The organism is Nonomuraea sp. JJY05 (assembly GCF_043496855.1).
Lineage (GTDB): Bacteria > Actinomycetota > Actinomycetes > Streptosporangiales > Streptosporangiaceae > Nonomuraea.
On record NZ_JBIEIS010000017.1, the window covers coordinates 187,446 to 205,756 of the forward strand.

At 72.0% G+C, this 18,311-nt stretch carries 15 protein-coding genes; 8 read left to right on the plus strand and 7 right to left on the minus strand.

What is annotated here, in order from left to right:
• Positions 1–13 precede the first annotated feature (13 nt).
• On the plus strand, positions 14–994 hold the full coding sequence (gene egtD / locus ACFKCF_RS27480; RefSeq protein ID WP_394497927.1) for an L-histidine N(alpha)-methyltransferase: 981 nt from the start codon (positions 14–16) through the stop codon (positions 992–994).
• Entirely contained in the window at positions 991–2,178 is a 1,188-nt protein-coding gene (gene egtE / locus ACFKCF_RS27485) for an ergothioneine biosynthesis PLP-dependent enzyme EgtE (protein ID WP_394497928.1), read from the plus strand. The genes egtD and egtE overlap by 4 nt, the downstream gene beginning before the upstream one ends.
• A gap of 91 nt (positions 2,179–2,269) precedes the next feature.
• Here the strand turns inward: egtE and ACFKCF_RS27490 are convergent, their stop codons facing one another.
• The 3 genes from ACFKCF_RS27490 to ACFKCF_RS27500 form a co-directional block, all read right to left on the minus strand.
• A complete protein-coding gene (locus tag ACFKCF_RS27490; protein WP_394497930.1) occupies positions 2,270–2,686 on the minus strand; it encodes an ATP-binding protein in 417 nt (138 codons plus the stop codon).
• Positions 2,687–2,786: 100 nt separating this feature from the next.
• The gene (locus tag ACFKCF_RS27495) at positions 2,787–3,620 is read right to left on the minus strand and encodes an SAM-dependent methyltransferase (protein WP_394497932.1); all 834 of its coding nucleotides are present in this window, start codon (positions 3,618–3,620) and stop codon (positions 2,787–2,789) included.
• Between the two features lie 185 nt (positions 3,621–3,805).
• Positions 3,806–5,119: a cryptochrome/photolyase family protein gene (locus tag ACFKCF_RS27500; RefSeq protein ID WP_394497933.1), complete on the minus strand. Its 1,314-nt coding sequence runs from the start codon at positions 5,117–5,119 to the stop codon at positions 3,806–3,808.
• A gap of 9 nt (positions 5,120–5,128) precedes the next feature.
• Here ACFKCF_RS27500 and ACFKCF_RS27505 point away from each other — a divergent pair, with 9 nt between their 5' ends.
• Both ACFKCF_RS27505 and ACFKCF_RS27510 read left to right on the plus strand, forming a co-directional pair.
• Entirely contained in the window at positions 5,129–5,314 is a 186-nt protein-coding gene (locus ACFKCF_RS27505; RefSeq protein WP_394497934.1) for a hypothetical protein, read from the plus strand.
• A gap of 103 nt (positions 5,315–5,417) precedes the next feature.
• Positions 5,418–6,044 carry a TetR/AcrR family transcriptional regulator gene (locus ACFKCF_RS27510; protein WP_394497935.1) on the plus strand — a complete coding sequence of 209 codons (627 nt, stop codon included), beginning with the start codon at positions 5,418–5,420 and terminating at the stop codon, positions 6,042–6,044.
• Positions 6,045–6,262: 218 nt separating this feature from the next.
• On the opposite strand, the gene ACFKCF_RS27515 is transcribed toward ACFKCF_RS27510, so the two are convergent.
• Entirely contained in the window at positions 6,263–9,511 is a 3,249-nt protein-coding gene (locus tag ACFKCF_RS27515) for a BTAD domain-containing putative transcriptional regulator (protein WP_394497937.1), read from the minus strand.
• 193 nt (positions 9,512–9,704) lie between these two features.
• Here ACFKCF_RS27515 and ACFKCF_RS27520 point away from each other — a divergent pair, with 193 nt between their 5' ends.
• A complete protein-coding gene (locus tag ACFKCF_RS27520) occupies positions 9,705–11,801 on the plus strand; it encodes a PQQ-dependent sugar dehydrogenase (RefSeq protein ID WP_394497938.1) in 2,097 nt (698 codons plus the stop codon).
• Positions 11,802–11,812: 11 nt separating this feature from the next.
• Positions 11,813–12,709: a sugar phosphate isomerase/epimerase family protein gene (locus ACFKCF_RS27525; RefSeq protein ID WP_394497940.1), complete on the plus strand. Its 897-nt coding sequence runs from the start codon at positions 11,813–11,815 to the stop codon at positions 12,707–12,709.
• Between the two features lie 65 nt (positions 12,710–12,774).
• On the opposite strand, the gene ACFKCF_RS27530 is transcribed toward ACFKCF_RS27525, so the two are convergent.
• Together ACFKCF_RS27530 and ACFKCF_RS27535 are read right to left on the minus strand one after the other, a co-directional pair.
• Positions 12,775–13,536, minus strand: coding sequence for an SDR family oxidoreductase (locus ACFKCF_RS27530; protein WP_394497942.1), 762 nt, complete (start codon positions 13,534–13,536; stop codon positions 12,775–12,777).
• A gap of 41 nt (positions 13,537–13,577) precedes the next feature.
• On the minus strand, positions 13,578–14,603 hold the full coding sequence (locus ACFKCF_RS27535) for a zinc-binding dehydrogenase (protein ID WP_394497943.1): 1,026 nt from the start codon (positions 14,601–14,603) through the stop codon (positions 13,578–13,580).
• Between the two features lie 165 nt (positions 14,604–14,768).
• On the opposite strand from ACFKCF_RS27535, the gene ACFKCF_RS27540 reads away from it, so the two are divergent.
• Positions 14,769–16,076, plus strand: coding sequence for an L-fuconate dehydratase (locus ACFKCF_RS27540; RefSeq protein ID WP_394497945.1), 1,308 nt, complete (start codon positions 14,769–14,771; stop codon positions 16,074–16,076).
• Here the strand turns inward: ACFKCF_RS27540 and ACFKCF_RS27545 are convergent.
• Positions 16,049–16,777: a FadR/GntR family transcriptional regulator gene (locus ACFKCF_RS27545; protein ID WP_394497946.1), complete on the minus strand. Its 729-nt coding sequence runs from the start codon at positions 16,775–16,777 to the stop codon at positions 16,049–16,051. The genes ACFKCF_RS27540 and ACFKCF_RS27545 overlap by 28 nt on opposite strands.
• A 226-nt stretch (positions 16,778–17,003) precedes the next feature.
• Here ACFKCF_RS27545 and ACFKCF_RS27550 point away from each other — a divergent pair, with 226 nt between their 5' ends.
• Entirely contained in the window at positions 17,004–18,275 is a 1,272-nt protein-coding gene (locus ACFKCF_RS27550; RefSeq protein ID WP_394497948.1) for an MFS transporter, read from the plus strand.
• The last annotated feature ends 36 nt before the right edge of the window (positions 18,276–18,311 follow it).

The window sequence follows — 18,311 nt, forward strand, 5'->3', positions numbered from 1 at the left end:
CCAAGGAGGCCTCATGGCCGTCAGCCAGTCGTCCGTGCATGTGATCAACCATCTCGACCGTGACTACCTGCGGCAGGCGCTCGAACGTGATGTCAGGATGGGCCTGACGTCCTCGCCCAAGTGGCTGCCGCCCAAGTGGTTCTACGACACGGCGGGCAGCGAGCTGTTCTCCCGCATCACCCGGCTGCCCGAGTACTATCCGACCCGGCGCGAGCTGGCGATCCTGCGCAGCCGTGCCGCGGACCTGGCCGCCGCCTCCCGCGCGGACACGCTGGTCGAGCTGGGCTCGGGCACCAGCGAGAAGACCGAGCTGCTGCTGGAGGCGCTCTCCGCGGCGGGCACGTTGCGCGCGTACACGCCGGTGGACGTGGACGCCGTCACCCTGGAGGCGGCGGCGCGCCGGGTCGCCGGGCGCTTCCCCGGCCTCGACGTGCGGGCGGTGTGCGCCGACTTCGAGCGCCACCTCGGGCTCCTGCCGCGTACCGGGCGGCGGATGGTGGCCTTCCTCGGCGGCACGATAGGCAACCTCGAACCCGTCGCCCGCAGCATGTTTCTGAAGGAAGTGCGCGCAACGCTCCGGCGGGGCGACACGTTCCTGCTCGGGGCCGATCTGGTGAAGGACACCGAGCGGCTGGTGGCCGCCTACGACGACGCGGCCGGAGTGACGGCCGCCTTCAACCGCAACGTGCTCCACGTGATCAACCGGCAGCTGCGGGCCGACTTCGAGCCCGAGGCGTTCGAGCACGTGGCGCTCTACGACGAGCGGCACGAATGGATCGAGATGCGGCTGCGGGCCGCCAGGGACCTGCGGGTGCGGGTCGCGGAGCTCGGGCTGGAGGTGGACTTCGCCGCGGGGGAGGAGATGCGTACCGAGATCAGCGCGAAGTTCCGGCCGGAGGGGCTGCGGACGGAGCTGGCCGCGGCGGGCTTCCTCGTCCGCCGCGGTTACACCGACCCGGACGGTGACTTCACCCTGATCCTGGCGGAGGCGTGATCCCCGGAACGGGGCAGGCGGCGCCGCCCGCCGGAGCCGGGTGGGCGGCGCGGGCCGGTGAGCTGTGGCGGGCGGCGCGCAGTGTCGTGCTGCCCGGGCACCTCGACGCGGCCGGTTGCAACGTGCCCAGCGACCGGGTGCTCGACGCGGTCGCCGGGCACCTGCGGCTCGAACGGGAGCGCGGCGGCTACGCGGCCGTCCCCGACCTCACCCCGGCCAGATCGGCCCTGGCCGGGTTGGTCGGGGCCGGTCCGCGGGACGTGGCGTTCCTGGAGAGCGGGACGGCGGCGATGGCGGCCCTCCTGGGCGGGTGGCGGCTGCCGCCGGGCAGCCGCGTCGGCCACGCCCGCGCCGAGTACGGCAGCACGCTGATGCTGCTGCACCGCCTGGCCGCCCAGCGGGGCTGGCAGCCGGTCGAGCTCCCGGCGGACGGCGACGCCCGCCTCGACCTCGACGGGCTGCGGGCCCTGCTGGCGGCCGGGCTCGACCTGGTGATCGTCTCCCACGTGGCCTCCCACCGCGGCGTCGTGCAGCCCGCCGAGGAGATCGGGGCGCTGTGCCGCGCGGCGGGGGTGCCGCTCGTGCTCGACGTCTGCCAGTCACTCGGGCAGGTCGAGGTACGCGGGGCGGGCGCGAGCGCGTACGTGGGAACCTCGCGCAAGTGGCTGGCCGGTCCGCGCGGGGTCGGCTTCCTGATCGTCCCCGGGCTCACGCCGGCCATGGACGCCGCGGTCCCCGCCCTCGGGGGTCACGAGTGGAGTTCTGAACGCGACGGGCCGGTGCCGTTGCCCGGGGCGGTGCGGTTCGAGAGCTCGGAGGCGGCGGTCGCGGCGCGGGCCGGGCTCGGGGTGGCCGTGCTGGAGCATCACGAGCTCGGGCCGTTCGCGGTCCACGCGCACCTGGCCGACCTCGGTCGTACGGCGCGTGGCGTGCTCGACGGGGCCGGCGGGTGGCGCGTGGTCGAGCCGCTCGACGAGCCGTCCGCCCTCGTCACGCTCCGGCCGCCCCCAGGGGACAGCGCGCAGAGCGCCGCCGTCCGGGCCGCCGAGGCGTCGCTGCTGGTCAACGTCGTGCCGACCGCCCGCGCACCGCTGGATCTGCGCGAACCCGTGCTGCGCGTCTCCCCGCCACCCGGCACGCCCCTGGAGACCCTGCACGCCCTGGCACGAGTCCTCGCCCGCTGACGCCGCGTCCCGCCCCGCGGCCCGTCCGGCGGCCCGTTTCGCGTCCCGTCCCGCGGCCGGTTTCGCGTCCCGTCCCGCGGTCAGGCGGGGGTCAGATGGTGCTCAGGACCGAGAACCAGACGACCTTGCCGCCGTCCGTCGCGGTCACTCCCCAGTCGTCGGCGATCATCGATACGATCTGCAATCCGCGTCCCGAGAGCGCGTCGGCGTCGGGCGCGCACGGGCGGGGCTCGCCCGCGCCCGGATCGAAGACCTCCCCGTACAACCGGTCCGCACGGTCCTCAAGGCGTAGCGCGTACGCCGAGCCGCCGTACCGGACGGCGTTGGTCACCAGTTCGCTGACAATGAGCACGCAGTCGTCGATCAGTCTTTCCAGGCCCCAACCGGTCAGTTCGGTCCGGACCAGGGAGCGCGCCTCGCCGACACCGGCCGGCACCGACGGCAGCAGGTACGCGACCGCGCGGATCGGAGCGGCGGACAAGGAGCTGGGGCGGGGGGACATACGCATCACGTCTCTCAGATTGGGAGCGCTCCCAACTCCACGATAAGCTCTTGCCTTCACTTATGCGAATGCGATTTTGTTACGATTCCGGGCCCGGAGAGACGCGTCAGGGGATGCGGGCGACGGCGCCGTAGTTGCCCGACGCGCTCGGATCGTCGGCGCAGGCCAGGTCACGCCCGGCGGGACGCCATTCCGGCACCCACACCAGCCCGGGCTCTACCAGGTCGAGGCCGTCGAGCAGGGCCGCGACCTCGTCCCGGGAGCGGATCGCGAGGCGGGGCAGCGTCATGGAGACCATGTCGCGGATGGCGGGCAGCAACTCCGTCGGGACGGCGTCGAACGTGGTGTGCAGCAGGCCGAGGAAGCTGCCCTTGGGCGCCGTGTGCTGGAGCCGCTTGACGACGTAGTGGGCGTACTCGTCGTCGTCGAGGCTGTGCGACGACAGCAGCAGCACGGCCAGGGGCCGTTCCCAGTCGACGAACGTCTGGACCACGTGGTCCTGGAGCATCTCGTCGATCTCCCGGATGTCGCCGTCCACCACGCGGACCAGGTCGGTGAAGGGCTCGATGGTGGCCTGGGCGGTGGCCACCACCATCGGGTTGTTCTCGACGTACACGACGCGTACGGCGGAGCCGGGCGAGGCCCGGCGGGCTATGTCGTGTAACCGGTTGCCGGCCGAGAGGCCGCTGGGGACGCCGCTGCCCACGATCATGAATTGGTCCACGCCTTCGGCCGCCAGGTGTGCCACCACCCGGGACAGGAATTGCAGAACGGCGCGGGCCGCGGTCGTGAGGGCAGGTGTAACTTGATCAAAATGGCGCACCACGTCTTTGTCCGCCAGGAAGTTGTCCTTCCCACCTGCGGCAGCGTCGAATATCCGAGTGATTCTGGCTTGCGTCGTGTCGAGCCTGGCCAGGTTTCGGACAGCACGTTGGTGCATGAGCGTTGCCCCTTTCCCCTCGCCGCTGACCTTTTTGCGGTAAGCGATCTTTGGACTTCACTCGATGACTCTGACCATATGTTCCAACAATTCCAGTCAATGACAATACGATAGACCGGTTATTTCGGGAAATGTTTGTTACCGGAATCTTCGTGACACGGCCGGTGCAATAGATCGTCCGCGAGTCATGCCTGGTCATCGGCACTGTCAAGCCGCGCGGGGTACTCGGCGGGCGGCGGGGACAGCCGCCAGGGCTCGTGGACGTAGGGGGTCGGCACGTCGGCGAGTTCGGGCACATAACGCCGGACGTAGTCGCCTGAGGGGTCGTAGCGCTTGGCCTGACGCAGGGGATTGAAGGTGCGATTGGGGCGGGTGTCGTTCCCGGTGCCCGCGACCCATTGCCAGTTGCCCGAATTGTCGGCCACATCGCCGTCGAGCAAGTGCTGGAAGAAGTGTCGTACACCGTCCCGCCAGTCGAGGCCGAGATGTTTGACGAGATAGGCGGCCGTGATCAATCGGGCCCGATTGTGCATCCAGCCCTCGGCGAGCAGCTGCCGCATCCCGGCGTCCACGATGGGCAGGCCGGTCATTCCGGCCTGCCACGCCTGCAGCGCGTCCTGGTCGTGCCGCCAGCGCCGTTCGGGGTGGCGGTAGTTCTCGCGGGTGATCTGCGGGAACGCGTACGTCACCTGGTGGTGGAAGTCCCGCCAGCACAGCTGGCGGACGAAGGCCTCGCTGCGCTCGGCGCGGCAGGCCAGCTCCAGCGGCGACAGGCAACCGAAGCGGAGGTACGGGCTGAGCCGCGAGGTGCGGTCGCCCGCCAGGTCGTCGTGCCCGTCGACGTAGCCGTCCAGCCCTTCCCGCAGCCAGCGGTCGGCGCGCTCGCGGGCCGCCGACTCGCCGCCGGCAATCGGCCCGGGCGGCTGGTGCTCGGGCGGCTGGTGCTCAGGCCGCTGGGGCCCGGGCGGCTGCGGCCCGGGCAGCCGTCCGGCGGCCAGGCCCGAGGGCATCCGCACCGCGCGCGGTGGCGGCAGCACCGGGCGGCGTGGGTGGCGGGCCCACGCACGCCAGTAGGGGGTGAAGACCCGGTAGTGGTCGCCGCCGCCCGAGGGCCGCAGCACGTCCGGGGGCACGACGGTGACGCCGGGGAAACGCAGGTACTCGATCCGCTCCCGGGTGAAGCGCTCCTCGCGCCGCCTGGCGAGCGAGCTGACGTCCGCACTGGCGCAGATCGTCGTCGCGTCCACCTCGGCGGCCAGCCTCATCGTCTCGCGGACGACGTCGCCCTGCCGTACGACCAGGTCGCCCTCGCGGGCGCGGAGCGCGGCCCGCAGATCGGCCAGGCACTCCAGGAGGAAGCCGTGCCGATTCCCCTCCGGTACGGCCGGGTCCAGCACGAACAGCGGCACCACCCGCTCGGCCCGCTCGCAGGCGGCGACGAGGGCGGGGTGGTCGTGGACGCGCAGGTCCCTGTTGAACAGCACGATCGCCGTGGCCATGGGGACAGTGTGAGCCGCACGCCGTTCACCGGGCTCGGTGGAGCGCCGGAGGACACCGGCCAGGAGCTCCAGGTGGACCTGCCACGACTGGCCCGCCCCCGTTCGGACACCCACAACGCGGGACGGCGCCCGGGCAGCGGATCCGAGGCCGACGACGTGGCGCCCCTGAGCGCAGTCCGGCCGGAGAGAGGCTGACGGCCCGGTGCTCGTGAGCGCAGTCCGGTCGGAGAGAGGTCGACGGTCCGGTGCTCGTGAGCGCAGTCCGGCCGGAGAAGCGTGAAGCCTTAGGGTGCAAGTCATGGAGGCAGAGGCGGGGCCGCGCCGTTACGACTCGTTGCGCCGGACGACGCAGGCGCTGGAGACGCGGGCCGAGATCGCCCGAGCCGCGCGGCGGCTCTTCGTCGAGCGTGGCTGGGCGGCGACGACCGTACGCGACGTGGCCCGCGAGGCGGGGGTCTCCGTGCCGACGGTCTACTCGGTGTACGGCAACAAGACCGGCCTGACCCGGGCCCTGGCCGACGCCGCCGACCTGTCGGCCGACCCGTCCCAGCAGCTCGCGGAGCTGGAGACCCCCGGGACGGATCCCGCGCGGCAACTGGCCGCGATGGCCGGATTCGACCGGCGCCTGTACGAGCGCGCCGGAGACGTCATCACCCTGCTGCGCGAAGCCGGCCGCGTCGAGCCCGAGCTGGCGACGGTCTACCGCGACGGTCGCAGGCGGGCCGACGAGACCCGCACGGCGGTGTTCTCCTCCTGGCCCGCCGGCGCGCTCCGCCCGGGCCTGGACGTGCCGACGGCAGTGGACGTCTATGCGGGCATGTGCAGCATCGACGTCTACACCACGCTCACCGCCGAGCGCGGCTGGTCACCCGACCAGGTCGAGCGCTGGTGGAGCGAGGCACTGGTCCGCGAGCTGCTGAGCTGACCCGGGATGGCGGCGTGGGCGTGCGCGCCACTGGTCCGCGAGCTGCTGAGCTGACCGGAGGACGGTGGCGTGGGCGTGCGCGCCGCCGCTGCTCGGCCGCAGCGGGCGGCGCCCGTGGTCCGGGCGGTGGGCCGGGCGGCGCCTGGGGCCGGTCGCGCAGCCCCGCTGTTGCCGGTGGACACCTTGAACGGCACGCCTTTCGGGCCAGGCCGCGCTTGTCATCCACTGGTGGCCACTTGAAGGGGCTTGCGGGTCGCGGCGGCGCGGTCGCGCCACCAGTGCAGGCCGGCGGCGTCGGCCTGCTGTTCGAGGGCGGTGAGGTGGGCGGCGGCGGTGTCGTGGCGTCCGGTCGCGGCGGCGAGCAGGGCGAGGTACCAGTCGACGGGGCCCAGGCACAGGACCGCCGACAGGGCGGAGATGCGGCCGCTGTAGGGGAGCAGAGCCGTGTAGACGGTGCGGCATTCGTGGGTGCGGCCGACCGCGGCGACGGCGGCGGCGCGCAGGCAGGTGGCCGACAGCCAGGACCAGTCCCGGGGCGGGGCCGGGCGGGGGCCGCCGTTGAGGTGCCGGGCGTGGTCGAGGCGGCCCTGGGCGCACAGGTGCAGCGTGGTGGCGTCGTGGTGCAGGGTGGGGTGGGCGCGGACGGCGGCGATGAGGGGCGCGGCGTCGGCGATGGCGCCGCGGTGGTAGGACAGGGCGATGCGGCCGGCCGCGACGGTCGGGCGGGCGTGCCAGACCTTGAGGTCGCGGGCCTGGACGTCGGCGTCGTCGTAGATCTGGTCGGCCTCCTCGAAGCGGCCGTCGAGGGCGAGCCGGTTGGCCCGCCAGAGGGTGTGCTGGAAGCGGGGCCAGGGCAGCGGGAGGCGTTCCAGCAGGGCCTCGCAGCGGGCGGCGGCCTGGTCGGCACCGGCGATGTCGAAGGTCTCCAGCCGGTTGTGCGTGTCCATCATGCCGGCCAGCAGCTCGACGCGGGGGTTGCGGGTGCGCCGCGCCAGCTCGTGGAGCTCGCCGGTGAGCCGGATCAGCTCGGGCACGGACTGGGGCTGGGGGATGGAGAGGTGGCGGGCGTTGAGGGCGCGGATGAGCAGGTGGGGGTCGCCGAGGCGGCGGGCCATGGCGACGGCCTGGGCGGAGAGGGTGTCGCAGCGGGGGTCGGCGGTGCCGTCGTAGAGCTCCTGTGCGAGGCGGGCCAGCAGGAGCGCGCGTTCGGGGGAGTCGGTGGCCGGGAGGTCGTCGAGGGCGGTTTCGAGGCGGTGCACGAGAGGGCGGTGGATCGTCTCGTAGGGATCGCGCAGCACCCAGAGGGCGGGGGTGTCGAGCGCGGTGAGAGCCCGTACGACCAGGTCATGACCAGCGGGGACGCGGTCGGCGGTGCGCAGGGCGGCGGCGGCGCTGCGGCGGGCGGTGGCCGGATCGCCGGCGGCCAGAAGTGCGCGGGTGTGGCAGAGCAGCAGCTCCACGTGCTGCGCGGGGTCACCACCGGCCGCGTCGTGAGCGGCGACGGCGTGCCCCCACCAGGTGGCCGCCTCCTGATAGGCCAGGCGCAGGCCGGCCTGCTCGGCCGCCGCGGTGGCCCAGTGCACGGCCTGGCCGTAGGACTCCTGCCCGGCCTGTACGGCGTGGTGCGCGATGACGGCCACGTCGGTCGACGGGCGGGCGGCCAGCGCGGCGGCCAGGTCGCGGTGGACGGCGGCCTTGCGCAGCGGCGGGAGATCCCGGACCAGCGCCTCCCTGACGAGGTCGTGGGCGAAGGCCAGCCGGCCGCCCCCGGCGATCTGGAGGAGACCCGAGCGGACCGCACGGTCGAGCAGGTCGCCCGCCTCCTGGCCCGCCACCTCGGTCACGATCGCGGGGTCGAACTCCCTGCCGATCACGGCGGCGACCTCCAGCGCCGCCGGGTCCCCGGCCAGCGCGTCGAGCCGCTGCCGCACCAGCTCGGCGACGCCGTCCGGGACGGCGTCCATGGCCCGTCCCTGGGCCAGCAGCCGCAGGCTTTCCCGGATGAGGAACGGGTTGCCCGCGGTCCGGCCGGCCATCCGCACCGCGGCGTCCGCGTCGAGCTCCACCCCCAGGTCCGCCGCCATGGCCCGCACCGCCGCCGGCTCCAGGCCGGACACGCGCAGGCTCAGCAGGTCGTAGCGGGCGAGCCGGCCCAGCGGGTCGTCGCACCCGGTGCGGAAGGCCATGACCAGGGTGATCGAGGCCCGCTGCAGTAGCACGACGAGATCCCTGAGCAGGTCCAGCGACGCGGCGTCGGCCCACTGCAGGTCGTCCAGGACGATCACCAGCGGCCGGGTGCGCGAGGCCGACGACAGCCAATGGGCGACGGCCTGGTTCCGCTGGAACAGCATCCCGTCGGCCGGACCCGCCGGGGTCCCCGCGTCGAGCAGCCCGGCCAGCGCCTGCCGGTCCGGCGGCGGGCAGTGGTGTTCGAGCGCCTCCAGCACCTGGATCCACGGCCACAGCGGTGGCGTTCCCTCGGCGTCGTGGCAGCGTCCGCGGAGCACGAGCTGCCCGAGCCGGGCGGCGCAGTGCGTCCCGAACTCCTCCAGCAGGAGCGTCTTGCCGATCCCCGGCTCGCCGCTCACCGCCGCCAGTGACAGACCGGCGTCGGCCGCCCGCGCGGCCACTGCCGTCAGCTCGGCGAGCTGCCGGTCACGCCCGCGCATGGCGGGGGTGGACGGGAGCGCGGAGACGAACGCGGCGGCGTCGTGCGCGGGGAGCGACGAACCCGACTGCCGCAGGATGTCCTGCTCCAGCGCGCGCAGCTCGGGGCTCGGGTCGAGGCCGAGCTGGTCGGCCAGCAGCTCGGCCGCGTGGCGCAGCACGCCCAGCGCCTCCGCCTGGCGGCCGGTACGGTACAGGGCCATCGCGAGCAGGCTCCACAGCCGCTCGCGCAGCGGGTTCGCGACCGCCTCGGTCTCCAGGCCCGTGATCACCGCCTGGGCCCGGCCCAGCTCCAGCAGCACGTTCGCGCGCCGTTCGAGCGCGACCAGCCGCAGCTCACGCAGCCGGCCCACCTCGGTGACGGCCCACGGCTCCTCGGCGAACTCCCCGTACGGCGTGCCGCGCCACAGCCCGAGCGCCTCCTCCAGGCAGGCCAGCGCCTCCACCGGTGGCCGCAGCTCCGCCCGGCGCAGCAGCTCGCCGAACCGGTCGGCGTCCACCTGATCGGCGGCGAGCAGGTAGCCGGGCGGCCGGCCGATCAGCACGCCGGGCCGGGCGCGCGGGAGGCGGCCCGGTTCGAGGGCACGGCGCAGGTTCGACACGTACGAGTGCAGCGTGGGCAGTGCGCTGGGCGGCGGCGCTCCACCGTACAGGTCGTCGATCAGGGCGTCGGCGGAGACCACCGTTCCCCGCGCGACCAGCAGCCGCGCCAGCACCGCCCGCGGGCGCGCCCCGCCCAGCGCGACGGCCCGCCCGTCCCCGGCACGGACCTCCAAGGGCCCCAGAACTCGGAATTCCACCGGTCAAGTGTGATCAGGCCGACTTGGAGAACACTGCAGCGAAGCTTGGAGCCGCTGGAGACCACTTAGTCCGAGAAGAAGGCGAAAGATGCTCGATCATCCGCGATTGCCCCCTCCTCTATCGGCGTAACTCGGGTTACATTCACGGTGATTTGCCCTCTCTTATCCCCCGAGTAGACCGAAGGGAGAGGCAATGAGAGTGAGAACCGCGATCGCGGCCATGTCTGCTGCGGCGATCCTCCTGCCTGCCGCCGCCCAAGCCTCCTCCGGGAGCGCCGCGGCGCCGCCGCCCGACAGCGACTTCCAGAAGGTGACGCTCAACGACAATCCGGGCGAGCCGATGGACCTGGCGGTGTTACCGGATTCGAGGGTCCTGCACACCACCCGGCGCGGCGAGGTCTGGTTACACGACCCGAAGACCGGCCTCAACACGCTGGCCGCCCGGCTCGACGTCTACCGGCACGACGAGGAGGGGCTGCAGAGCATCGCCCTCGGCCCCGGCTTCGGCACGGGCTCCAAGAAGGACGACTGGGTCTACCTCTACTACTCGCCGCCTCTCGACACCCCGATCGACGACCCGGCGACGCCGGACGTGAACGAGGGCGACGCCCCGTTCACGGGCACGCCGGCGGACTTCGCGCCCTTCAAGGGGCTGATCCGGCTGTCCCGGTTCCGCTTCACCGGCGCCACCATCGACCTGCGCACCGAGCAGCGCATCCTCGACGTGCCCGTGGACCGCGGCATCTGCTGCCACGTCGGCGGAGACATCGTCTTCGACGCCGCCGGCAACCTCTACCTGTCGACCGGCGACGACACGAACCCGTTCTTCTCCGGCGGCTACGCCCCGCTCGACGAGCGGTCCGACCGGAACCCGGCGTTCGACGCCCAGCGCAGCGCCGGCAACACCAACGACCTGCGCGGCAAGATCCTGCGCGTCAAGGTCCGCCCGGACGGGTCCTACACGGTCCCGCGCGGCAACCTCTTCCCGCCGGGGACCGCGGGCGCCCGGCCGGAGATCTACGCGATGGGCCTGCGCAATCCGTTCCGCATCGAGGTCAACCGATCCAACGGTGACCTCTACGTCGCCGACTACTCGCCCGACGCGGCCGAGGCCGATCCCCGGCGGGGGCCGGCGGGGCACGGCAAGTGGACGAAGATCCGCAAGGCGGGCAACTACGGCTGGCCGTACTGCGCGACGGCGCGGCTCCCGTACGTCGACTACGACTTCGCGACCGGCGCGTCCGGCAGCGCGTTCGCCTGCGCCGCGCCCGTCAACGAGTCGCCGCACAACACCGGCCTGCGCAGGCTGCCGCCGGCGGTCCAGCCGGACGTGTGGTACTCGTACGGGCCGTCGCAGGAGTTCCCGCAGCTGGGCACCGGCGGCATCGGCCCGATGGCCGGGCCGGCGTACGACTACGACCCGCGCGCCGCGCACGGCCGCACCACCGTGGCCTGGCCCAGGTACTACGACGGCGTCCCGCTCTTCTACGAGTGGACCCGCGACTACGTCAAGGCCTTCCACCGTGACGGGCGGATCGAGGACGTGCTGCCGTCGCTCGTGCTCGACAACCCGATGGACATGGAGTTCGGCCCCGACGGGGCGCTCTACGTGCTGGAGTACGGCGACGGCTACTTCCAGGAGAACCCGGACGCCCAGCTCGCGCGCTTCGACTACATCGGCAACACCGGCAACCACACTCCCGTCCCGGTCGCCGCCGCGTCGGTGACCGCCGGCCACGCGCCGCTCGCCGTCGACTTCACCAGCGCCGGCACGACCGACGCCGACGGCGACCGGATCCGCTACGCCTGGGACTTCGACGCCGACGGCCGGGTCGACTCCCGCAGCCCGCAGGCGTCGTACACGTACCGGCAGAACGGCCTCTACAACGCCACGCTGCGCGTCAGCGACGACGCCGGCCGGTCCGCGGCCACGTCGGTGCGGATCGTGGTCGGCAACGCCGCGCCGGTCGTCGAGCTGGTCCGGCCCGCCGAGGGGCAGACGTTCACGTTCGGCGACACCGTCGAGTTCGAGGTGCGGATCACCGACGACCAGGCGGTGGACTGCGCCAACGTGACCGTGGACTACATCCTCGGCCACGACGAGCACGGCCACCCGCAGACCACGGCCCGCGGCTGCACGGGCTCCATCAAGACCACCGTGCCGAGCGGGCACGATCCGGAAAGCGACCACCTCACTGGCGTCTTCGTCGCGACCTACACCGACCCCGGCGGCGCGGACCTGCCCCCGCTGACCGGCAGCGACGAGGTCATCCTCCAGCCCACACGTTAGGAGACCCCCCCATGTGCTACGGATACGGCCCCAGCAGGCGCTCGCTGCTCGCCGCGGGCCTCGGACTCGGGGCGGCGGCCGTCGCCGCCGCCTCCCCGGCCGCCGCCGCGGCCACCTCCCACCACCCCGGCCGGAACCGCATCCCCCGGGACCAGATCAGCATCCAGCTGTGGACGGTACGCGACGACCTCGCCAAGAACTACGACGCCACCCTCGCCTACCTGGCCGAGACCGGATACCCGAAGATCGAGGTCGCGCTCGGCTACTTCGGCCGCACGGCCAAGCAGCTCCGCGCGTTCCTCGACGGGCTCGGCATCCGCGCCTCCTCCAGCCACGACGGCCTCACCGCCGACCAGGCCGCCCTGGACACGAAGATCGACAACGCGCTGACCCTCGGCCAGTCCTTCATGGTCGTCCCCTACCTGAACTCCACCAGCCTGGACGAGTGGAAGGCGTGGGCCGAGCGCATGAACGTCGAGGCCCAGGCCGCCCGCTCGGCGGGTCTGCGCTACGGCTACCACAACCACGCCCACGAGTTCACGACCGACCTCGGAGGCGGGAAGACCCCCTGGGACGTGCTCACCTCCGAGCTCGATCCCCGCCTGGTCCACCTGGAGATCGACATCTACTGGGCGGTCACCGGCGGCGTCGGGCGCGGCGCCGCCGACCCGGTGCGCTTCGCCCTCGACGTCATCCGCCGGGCGCCGCAGCGCGTGCTGCAGTTCCACGTCAAGGACCGGCACCTGGACGGCGACATGGCCGACCTCGGCACCGGGACCATCGACTTCCGGCGGATCTTCGACAAGCACCAGGTGAAGGAGTACATCGTGGAGAACGACACCCCTGACGTGACTCCCCGGCAGACCGCGGAGGTCGGATACCGCTACCTGCGCAAACTCCGATTCTGACCACCCGCCGAGCCCGGCTCACCCGCCGAGCCCGGCCCGCGGGCCGGGCTCGGCGAGGGGGGTGGTCAGCGGGCGAGCCAGCCGCCGTCCACGGGGAGCACCACGCCGGAGACGTAGTCGGAGGCGCGGCTCGCCAGGAAGACCGCGGCGCCGCCGAGGTCGCCGGCCGTGCCCCAGCGGCCGGCCGGGATGCGCTCCAGGATGGACCGGCTGCGGTCGGGGTCGTCCTGGAGCGCCTGCGTGTTGTCCGTGGCGATGTAGCCGGGCGCGATGGCGTTGACGTTCACGCCCTTCGCCATCCACTCGTTGGCCAGCGCCTTCGTCAGCCCGGCGATCGCCGACTTGGAGGCGGTGTAACCGGGCACGTTGATGCCGCCCTGGAAGCTCAGCAGCGACGCGATGAAGATGATCTTCCCGCGACCCCGCTCGATCATCGACCGGCCGACGGCCTGGCTGAGCACGAACTGGCTGTTGAGGTTGGTCTCGATGACCCGGTCCCAGATCTCGCCGGAGTGCTGGGCGGCCGGCTCGCGTTCGATGGTGCCCGCGTTGTTCACCAGGATGTCGACGCCGAGCCCTTCGAGGTGGGCGGCCAGCTCGGTGACGGCCGCCCGGTCGGAGAAGTCGGCCTGGAGCGGCGTGAAGGTCCGGCCCGCCGCCTCCACGCGGCGCGCCGCCTCGCTGCCCGACGGCTCCATGGCCGCGCTGACGCCGATGATGTCGGCGCCCGCCCGGGCCAGCGACTCGGCGATGGCCAGGCCGATGCCGCGGCGCGCGCCCGTCACGACCGCCGTGCTGCCCGTCAGGTCGAACAACTCCCGGCTCATGCCGCCTCCTCCGGAGTCGTCATGAGCCGAACGGCCCTCGCTCACGCCGCACCCCCTGAGACGTCGACGAGGATCTTCATGGCGCGGCCCGACTCCAGGGCCGCGAACGCGTTCGCCGTCTCGGTGATCGGCACGATCTCGGTGATCAGCTCGCCGGCCGGGATCACCCCCGTGGCGAGGAGCTCGACGGCACGCTCGAAGTCGGCGCGCTGGTAGACCCGCGCGCCCAGCAGCCGCAGCTCGCGCCAGAAGACGCGCTGCAGGTCGACCGGCCGCGGCTGCGGATGGATGGCCACCACGACGACGGTGCCGCGCACCTTCACCAGGTCCGTCACGCCCAGGACCGCCGCCGCCGCGCCGGACACCTCGAACGCCACGTCCGCGCCGGCTCCCTCGGTCCACTCCTCGACCCAGGAGACCTGGTCGGTGGCCGAGGGGTCGAGCACGGTGAACCCCATGGCCGCCGCGGCCTGCCTGCGCAGCGGGTCGATCTCCACGACCACCACCTCGGCGCCCTCGTGCCGGGCGACCGTGGCGATGAGCACGCCGATGGGGCCGCCGCCGACGACCACCACGCGATTGCCCGGCGCGAGCTCGGCCCGCCGTACGTCGTGAACGGCCACCGCCACGGGCTCCACCAGCGCCGCGTGGTCCAGGCGGAGGGTCTCGGGCAGGCGGACGAGGAGATCGGCGTCGACGTTCCACAGGCCCTGGAGGGCGCCGGGGGAGTCGATGCCGACGAAGACGAGGTTCTGGCAGATGTGCTGGTTGCCCGCGCGGCAGGCGGGGCAGGTGCCGTCCCAGTCCAGGGGCATGACGGTGACGTGGTCGCCGGGGGCCCATCCGCTCACCCCGTCGCCCACGCCGGCGATGACCCCGCTCATCTCGTGGCCGACGACGGCGGGCGGTCGCACCCTGGCGTCCATGTGTCCGTGGAGGATGTGCAGGTCCGTGCCGCAGATGCCGGTGTAGGCGACCTGGATCTGCACCTGACCGGCCTTCGGGGGAGACGGATCCGCCTCACGGACGCCGATCTTCCGTTCCCCCAGGTAGTTGGCGGTTAGCACCGTTCGGGCTCCCATCGTTCTGGTCTTGCGGGCAGCAGCATACACAGGAAACATCAGACGAAAGATGGTCAAGGCTAGCCAATTATCCCAGAAATGGCGGTTTATGGCAGCCAGTCATCAGATGTATCGTGGCAAGCGATCGACTCGAGCCCGCAGGAGAGGCGAATGACCGCAATCACCGGCGTCGATGTCCACGACGTCCGCTTCCCGACGTCGCTGAGCCAGGACGGCTCCGACGCGATGAACAAGGACGGCGACTACTCGGCCGCCTATGTCGTGATCAGGACCGACGACCCGGACCTGTCCGGATTCGGCTTCACGTTCACGATCGGCAGGGGCAACGACATCTGCGTGCTCGCCGCCGAGCAGCGCGGCCTCCCTCTGGTCGGCATGGCGGTGGAGGACGTGGTCCGGGACCTGGGCGGCGTCTACCGCCACCTCAAGTCCGACTCGCAACTACGCTGGCTGGGCCCGGAGAAGGGCGTCGAGCACCTCGCCCTGGCGGCGGTCATGAACGCCGTGTGGGACCTGGCCGCCCGCGTCGCGGGCAAGCCGCTCTGGCGGCTGCTGGTCGACATGACCCCCGAGGAGCTGGCCGACGTCGCCGACCTGTCGTACCTGTCGGACGTGCTCACCCGCGACGAGGCGGTGGCGCTGCTGGAGGAGCTGGCGCCGACCCGCGCCGACCGCGTCGCCGAGCTGGCCGAGGCCGGCTACCCCTGCTACACGACCAGCGCGGGCTGGCTCGGCTACTCCGACGAGAAGCTGCGGCGCCTGTGCCAGGAGGCCGTCGACGCCGGATACAAGCACGTGAAGCTGAAGGTCGGCGCCGACCTCGACGACGACGTCCGCCGCCTGCGCATCGCCCGCGAGGTGATCGGCGAGGACGCCAACCTGATGATCGACGCCAACCAGGTGTGGGACGTGCCGCAGGCGATCGAGTGGGTACGCGCGCTCGCGGAGTTCAGGCCGCTGTGGATCGAGGAGCCCACCAGCCCCGACGACATCCTCGGTCACGCCGCCATCCGCTCGGCCGTCGCCCCCATCGGGGTGGCCACCGGCGAGCACGGGATGAACCGGGTGCTGTTCAAGCAGATGTTCCAGGCCGAGGCCATCGACTACTGCCAGCTCGACTCGGCCAGGCTCGCCAGCGTGAACGAGATCCTCGCGGTCTATCTGATGGCCAGGAAGTTCGGCGTGCCGGTGTGCCCGCACGCGGGCGGCGTCGGCCTCTGCGAGCTGGTCCAGCACCTGTCGATCTTCGACTACGTCGCGGTCTCGGGCTCGCTCGAGGGCCGGGTGACGGAGTACGTCGACCACCTGCACGAGCACTTCGTCGACCCCTGCGTCGTCAAGAACGGCGCGTACGTGCTGCCGGTCCAGCCCGGCTACAGCGCCCGGATGTACGACGCCACGCTCAAGACGTTCACCTTCCCGGACGGCGACTACTGGGCCAGCGCCACGGAGTCCTGATGCGCCGACAGGAACTGCTCCACCGCGAGCAGGTGCACCCCCATCCGTAGCCGGGCCGCGTCGGGGTCGCGCTTCTTGAGCGCGTCGAGTATCGCCCGATGCTCCTTGTGCGTGTCGAATTCGGCCCCCTCCGCGTTGATGGCCCGCCACAGGCGGGCCCGCACGGTACGGCTGGCCAGCGCCTCGATCAGCGCCTCCAGCGTCGTGTTGTGCGAGGCCGAGGCGATGAGGCGGTGGAACGTGATGTCGGCGTTCATGATCGCCTCGTGGTCGACCCGCTCGGCCTGGAGCAGCAGCTCCATGGACGCCAGGATCTGCTCGGCCTGGTCGAGCTCCTCCTCGGTGACGCGCATCGCGGCGCGCCCCACGGCCTCCGTCTCCAGCACGCGCCGCACGGCCTGCAGGTCGGCGACGTTCTCCGGCCGGTGGAGGTCGACCAGGAACCCGATCGGGCTCAGCAGGATCCCGGGGTCGAGCGCGGTCACGTAGGTGCCGTCGCCCTGCCGCGTCTCCAGCACCCCGGTGATGACCAGGGCGCGCACCCCTTCGCGCAGCGAGCTGCGGGACACGCCGAGCTGCGCGGCCAGGTCCTTCTCCACGGGCAGGCGGGATCCCGCCGTGAGGGCGCCACTGATGATCATGCGCTTGATGCCCTCGACCACGATGTCGGACTGCGATGCGCGCGGCTCGCGGGTAGTCATCCGCCCAGTTTAGGACCCGGGCCGCAGTCCCTTGCCGAACAACACGGCAATCATCAGACCAATTGAGCCTCTAGTGAGGTAACGTCCGGAAAATCCCCAGGAAACCTTGACGTTACGCGACTATTCATCAGATGATTTTGGAAAGCTGTACGAAGGAGGCGTCGCTATGGCGCAAGCGCATCCCCCACCGCTCACGCCGCGCACCGGAGTCACGCGGGTCCGATGGATGATCATCTGGCTGGCGTTCGCCGGGCTGTCGATCAACTACCTCGATCGCGCGAGTCTCAGCGTCGCCCTGCCGTTCATGGGAGAGGACTTCCACCTCTCCGCGACCCAGCAGGGCCTGGTCTTCGCCGCCTTCTTCTGGGCCTACGACGCCTGCCAGCTCGTCGCCGGATGGTACGTGGACAAGGTCGGGCCGCGGCGCTCGTTCTTCCTCGCCGCGGTGTGGTGGTCGATCTTCACCGCGCTGACCGGGCTGGCCCGCGGCTTCTGGTCCCTCATCATGCTCCGCTTCCTGCTCGGCGTGGGCGAGAGCCCGGCCCCGAGCACCGCGGCCAAGGTCGTGGGCACCTGGTTTCCGACCAGGGAGCGGGCCTTCGCCACCAGCATCTGGGACTCCGGCTCCAGGGTCGGCGCGGTCATCGCGCTCCCCGTGGTGACCGGCCTCATCGCGCTGCTGCACTGGCGGGCCGTCTTCGTCGTCATCGGCGTGCTCGGGGTCGCCTGGGCGCTGCTCTGGTGGAAGGTCTACCGGGACCCGCGGCAGCACCCGGCCGCGAGCGCGGCCGAGATCGAGTACATCGAGGGCGGCGGCGCCCGCACCGCGGAGACCGACGCCGAGGGGGCCGCCCGGATCCCGTGGCGGTCGCTGTTCCGCTATCGCACCGTGCTCAGCATGATGTTCGGCTTCTTCTGCCTGAACAGCGCCATCTACTTCTTCATCACCTTCTTCCCGACGTACCTCGTGACCGAACGCGGCTTCTCCCTGCTGAAGCTGGGCTTCTTCGGGGCCGTGCCGGGCCTGTTCGCGGTGCTGTCCGGATGGGCCGGCGGCTTCCTGGCCGACCGGGCCATCCGCAGGGGCGCCTCGGTCACCCGCGTACGCAAGACGGTCATCGTCGGCGGCCTCGCCGGCGGATCGGTGATCATGTTCGCCGCCGTGGTGCCCGAGGCGTGGATGGCGCTGGCGCTGCTGTCGATCTCGTACGGCAGCCTCACCGTCGCGGGCACCGGCATCTGGTCCCTGCCCGCCGACGTCGCGCCCAGCTCCAAGCACGTGGGATCCATCGGCGGCGTCCAGAACTTCGCGTCCAACTTCGCCGGGATCATCACGCCGATCGTGGTGGGCGCACTGGTCGACTCCACGGGGTCGTTCGTGGTGCCGCTGCTGGTGATCGGGGTGATCGCCCTCGTGGGCGCGTTCAACTACCTGGTGATCATGGGCAGGGTCGAACCCCTCAAGCTCATCGACTCCGCTCCCGCGAAGGCGTCCTAAGCTTATTTCAGCACGAAACTATTGAGTACGATGACT

Coding starts and splice junctions, on each gene's coding strand:
- ACFKCF_RS27490 (WP_394497930.1), bottom strand. CDS start 2,686: ATGCGTATGTCCCCCCGCCCCAGCTCCTTGTCCGCCGCTCCGATCCGC.
- ACFKCF_RS27545 (WP_394497946.1), bottom strand. CDS start 16,777: ATGACTACCCGCGAGCCGCGCGCATCGCAGTCCGACATCGTGGTCGAG.
- ACFKCF_RS27550 (WP_394497948.1), top strand. CDS start 17,004: ATGATCATCTGGCTGGCGTTCGCCGGGCTGTCGATCAACTACCTCGAT.
- ACFKCF_RS27495 (WP_394497932.1), bottom strand. CDS start 3,620: ATGCACCAACGTGCTGTCCGAAACCTGGCCAGGCTCGACACGACGCAA.
- ACFKCF_RS27540 (WP_394497945.1), top strand. CDS start 14,769: ATGACCGCAATCACCGGCGTCGATGTCCACGACGTCCGCTTCCCGACG.
- ACFKCF_RS27510 (WP_394497935.1), top strand. CDS start 5,418: ATGGAGGCAGAGGCGGGGCCGCGCCGTTACGACTCGTTGCGCCGGACG.
- ACFKCF_RS27500 (WP_394497933.1), bottom strand. CDS start 5,119: ATGGCCACGGCGATCGTGCTGTTCAACAGGGACCTGCGCGTCCACGAC.
- ACFKCF_RS27520 (WP_394497938.1), top strand. CDS start 9,705: ATGAGAGTGAGAACCGCGATCGCGGCCATGTCTGCTGCGGCGATCCTC.
- ACFKCF_RS27525 (WP_394497940.1), top strand. CDS start 11,813: ATGTGCTACGGATACGGCCCCAGCAGGCGCTCGCTGCTCGCCGCGGGC.
- ACFKCF_RS27530 (WP_394497942.1), bottom strand. CDS start 13,536: ATGAGCCGGGAGTTGTTCGACCTGACGGGCAGCACGGCGGTCGTGACG.
- egtD (WP_394497927.1), top strand. CDS start 14: ATGGCCGTCAGCCAGTCGTCCGTGCATGTGATCAACCATCTCGACCGT.